Here is a 4,109-nt window from a genome sequence, read left to right as displayed (position 1 = left end):
GTTAGCGAAGCACCGAAGCGAAGCGTAGTGCGGAATGCCCCGACCCTTGCGTCAGCAAGGGGCACGCCCAAAAAAGAAAAAAATTATCAAACTTAACCTAACTTTGCACTATGAAAGCCCTCTACACTATCATTCTGCTATGCATTTCTAATACTTTTATGATGCTAGCCTGGTACGGACATTTGAAATTCAAGCAAATGAACCTGTTCAAAGAAACAAGTATATGGCTCATTATTTTAATAAGCTGGGGATTAGCGTTTTTTGAATATTGTTTTCAAGTGCCTGCAAACCGATTAGGCTACAAGGACAACGGAGGTCCTTTTTCCTTAATTGAACTAAAAGTACTACAAGAAGTAATTCACCTTTCTATATTCGTCCTTTTTACCTTGATAGTGTTCAAAAAAGAGCAGTTTAGTTACAATCACATTATTTCCTTTTTACTTCTCATTGGTGCCGTTTATTTTGCTTATAGATAGATGTTACTTTTGAAGTATTTCAAATTCTACTCGTCGGTTTTTAGCTCTACCTTCGGGAGTATCGTTAGATGCAACAGGTTTTGTGTTACCATAACCTTTGCTGGTAAGCTGACTAGGATTTACGCCATTTCTAACTAAAAAATTAACTACGGCATCTGCACGCTTTTGAGATAGTTCCAACAAATATGCAGGACTTGTATTAGCCGTACCTATGTCAGTATGCCCATTGATGCGAACTTTTAAGTTGGGATTGTTTTTGAGATAATTAGCAAAGCTGAGTAAGTAAGGATACGACTCTACGACAATTTTATCGCTATTAGGTTCAAAATAAATGTTTTCCAATGTTGCTACTGTACCTACTTCTATTTTTTTGAGTATAATGGTTTTGCTTGTACTGCCCTTCATTACTGCTATATCTTGTTGGGCAGGTAAATAACCACTACTTTCCACTAAAATTTGATACATGCCTTCTGGTACAGTTTTACGAACTGAATTTGAAATTGTATCTACTATCTGCCGATTTTGTTCTTTGCTCTTAATGACAATCCTTGAAATAACAGGATTTTGAGTTAGTTCATCCACAATATTGAGGTTCAATTGATAAGTAAGCAAAGCTGTTTCTTTGGGCGTTTCAGATAAATAATTTTTTGGAGGTTGTGTATTTTGGGCTATCAAAGGTTTTGGACAAGGTACGTTTTGGCTATTTTCTGCAATTTGTTCAGGACTGATGGCAAAGTTGTATATTCTTAGAAAAGCAATAGCGCCACTGCTGCATTCATTAGGTACTTGTAAGTCATCTTGAAAGAAGTGCAAAACCTCTTCCTGACTGATTAAACCTAATTCGTTAATATCCCTAAATGCAGCTCGTAGCATTCCATCTACGTATAGGGAATACATTTCATTTGCTTCTCTGACTAATACTACGTGTGCATATTTGTTTTCACGAAAAGGAAAGTTTTTACTAATAGCCACTTTGTAAAACTCTATCTGATTATCAAACACATACGGACCTGTATCAGACTGGCGATTTTTGTAGTCTAATATTCGTTTCCAACTTTTAAGATTATCAAGCTTGAAATAAAGCTCTATAGTATGCTCTGCACCAATAAAACCTTTATTTTCAAACGTAAAACCACCACCTTGTTCAAAGTAATACACACCTTTTGAAGCGCACGGACCTATGTTCTCTATCTCAAATTTGCCCTTGCCAACAGGTTTGAGTACAGGTCCCTTACCGCTTTCAGGGTTAAAATTTCCTTCAAAACGATATTCGTAATAGGTTTGCTGCGTTTTTTCTGTACTTGCAGGTATTTTTTTCTGTCCGTACTCTTCTAAATACTTTTTAGCCCTCTGTGCAATTTGACTTTGTTCTAAACATTCCTGAAATAGATTCAAAGTACCTAAAATGCCCGAGCGACTTTCCGAACCATCATCGTCAAAAAAAATTAAAGAATACTGCAATTGACAAACCTTCAAGTTGTCTTTGAACTCAAAAGCCAATTCACCATTGATGTAAGCAGCAAATACACTATTAGCGCATCGGACTAAAGTCAAGTGAAACCAATTATTAGGTCTTAATATGCGTAGGTCAGACTTGTAGTTAGGATAAAATACCACAGTACTATGCCGCGCATAAATACCTGCATCTGAACTAGGCGAACCAAAATTGAGAATCCGAGCATAAGACTCTACTTCTGAAAGCTGTAATACCATTTCTATTGTGTATACTCCTTTCAAAAAAACATTAGGTACTTGCAAAGTAAAACCTTGATTAGGCTCAAAAACATATACCTTTCGGCTACCTTTTGCTGTGGTAACATAACTGAACTTGCCCTTGACATTTTGCAAAACAAAACCGCTGGGCTTTACCTCTTTTTCAAACTCAAATACAGGTGTCTGCGCATTTGCCCCTACTAAAAAAACTAAAAATAAAGCAAACCAACATAACCTTATCATAGCCCTTAAAAATAACAAATTGTATCCTGTCCTACGTATATCAATTGAACTTACTGACAATCAGTAAAAATGAATTTATCTCAAAGTTTAATTCTCCATATTTTGTAAGTGTTTAGCTATTTGCAGCAATTTACCCTCTTCAAAGGTATCGGTAATAATTTGTAAGCCAAAAGGTAGGTTATTAGCAGGGTTTTTTCCTAAGGGTATAGAAATAGCAGGGTTTCCACCTAAATTAGCTAAAACCGTGTAAATATCTGACAAGTACATACTTACAGGGTCTTTGGTTTTTTCTCCGAATTTAAAGGCTGAAGTAGGTGTAGCTGGTAGCAGAATGGCATCAAAAGTAGTGAAAGTGTTTTTTAGAAAATTGTACAAGATTCTGCGGACTTTTTGGGCTTTGGTATAGTAAGCATCGTAGTAGCCCGCGCTTAATACGAATGTTCCTAACATGATTCTACGTTTTACCTCTTTTCCAAAACCTTCTGTGCGGCTTTTTGTGTACGTTTGTTCTAATCCCATTTCACCTTCACTGACATTTTGACTTCTGTATCCGTAGCGTATTCCATCGTATCGGGCTAAGTTTGATGAAGCTTCTGCAGTAGTTAGCACGTAATATGTAGGGATAAGGTAGTCTAAATAGGGAAAATCTATATAAGTAACTGTATGACCTTGACTTTCAATTGCTTTAACTTTGTTTTCAAAAGCAACTCTGATATAATCGGCTAAACCTTCGCTTTCTAAAACTGATTTGAGTACAGCAAATTTTAGTTTTTGAGGTTCAAGTTGTATTGCATCAAGGTAATTAGGTACAGGCTTTTCTGAACAAGTAGCATCGTAATCGTCTTTACCTGCCATTACAGAGAGTAACAAGGCAGCGTCTTCTATATTTTTTGTAAAGGTTCCTGCTTGGTCAAAGGAAGATGCATAAGCTACAATACCATACCTTGAAATACGCCCGTATGAAGGTTTTAATCCTATTACTCCGCAGAAGGATGCAGGTTGGCGAATAGATCCTCCCGTGTCTGTGCCTAAACTTGCCCAACATAAATCCGCAGATACAGCCACTGCTGACCCGCCTGATGACCCACCAGGTACATAATCTGTATTGAGATAGTTTAGTACGTTTCCAAAAGCAGAGTTCTCATTAGATGAGCCCATTGCAAATTCATCACAGTTTAGTCTGCCTATAATGATAGCATCTTCATCAATCAAGCGTTGAACGCAGGTCGCTGTATAAATACTCTTGAAATTTTGCAAAATTTTAGAAGCTGCGTTCAAATTATGTCCCTTGTATGCAAACACATCTTTTATGCCTATGACCATGCCTGCTAATTTGCCGATAGCTTTACCTTGTTTTATTTTTTCGTCAATTTTAATGGCTGTTTGTGTAGCACTTTCGGTAAAAACTTCTAAAAAAGCGTTCAAATGTTTGTTTTGTTCAATTCTATTGAGGTAGTAGGTAAGAATTTGCTGACAGGTTATTTTTTGTGTTTTCAAATCTTCTTGAAGATGTGCGAAGCTAATATAGTTCATGCCACAAAAATATGCTATTTTGTTTTACAAAAAGGATAGTCTTAATTGACTTTTAGGTGTTATGAAATTTTATTTTTTGGGCGTGCCCTTGCCCACACTTCGCTTGCGCTGGTGTGGGCAAGGTCGGCGTGCTACGGGCTACGC

The 4,109-nt window shown here is 36.9% G+C and carries 3 protein-coding genes; 1 reads left to right on the top strand and 2 read right to left on the bottom strand.

The window, feature by feature from the left end; genetic code table 11:
• The first annotated feature begins 110 nt into the window (after positions 1 to 110).
• A complete protein-coding gene (locus NZ519_12795) occupies positions 111 to 476 on the top strand; it encodes a DMT family protein (protein MCS7029632.1) in 366 nt (121 codons plus the stop codon).
• 3 nt (positions 477 to 479) lie between these two features.
• On the opposite strand, the gene NZ519_12790 is transcribed toward NZ519_12795, so the two are convergent.
• Positions 480 to 2,432: an OmpA family protein gene (locus tag NZ519_12790; protein ID MCS7029631.1), complete on the bottom strand. Its 1,953-nt coding sequence runs from the start codon at positions 2,430 to 2,432 to the stop codon at positions 480 to 482.
• Between the two features lie 87 nt (positions 2,433 to 2,519).
• On the bottom strand, positions 2,520 to 3,965 hold the full coding sequence (gene gatA, locus NZ519_12785; GenBank protein ID MCS7029630.1) for an Asp-tRNA(Asn)/Glu-tRNA(Gln) amidotransferase subunit GatA: 1,446 nt from the start codon (positions 3,963 to 3,965) through the stop codon (positions 2,520 to 2,522).
• Positions 3,966 to 4,109 lie beyond the last annotated feature (144 nt).

The organism is Bacteroidia bacterium (genome assembly GCA_025056095.1).
GTDB lineage: Bacteria > Bacteroidota > Bacteroidia > JANWVE01 > JANWVE01 > JANWVE01.
The sequence above is the reverse complement of the archived record's forward strand: the minus strand, read 5'-3'. Positions and strand labels throughout refer to the sequence as shown.

Excerpts from the sequence above, each read along its gene's own strand:
- NZ519_12795 (MCS7029632.1), top strand. The coding sequence starts at position 111 with ATGAAAGCCCTCTACACTATCATTCTGCTATGCATTTCTAATACTTTT.
- NZ519_12790 (MCS7029631.1), bottom strand. The coding sequence starts at position 2,432 with ATGATAAGGTTATGTTGGTTTGCTTTATTTTTAGTTTTTTTAGTAGGG.
- gatA (MCS7029630.1), bottom strand. The coding sequence starts at position 3,965 with ATGAACTATATTAGCTTCGCACATCTTCAAGAAGATTTGAAAACACAA.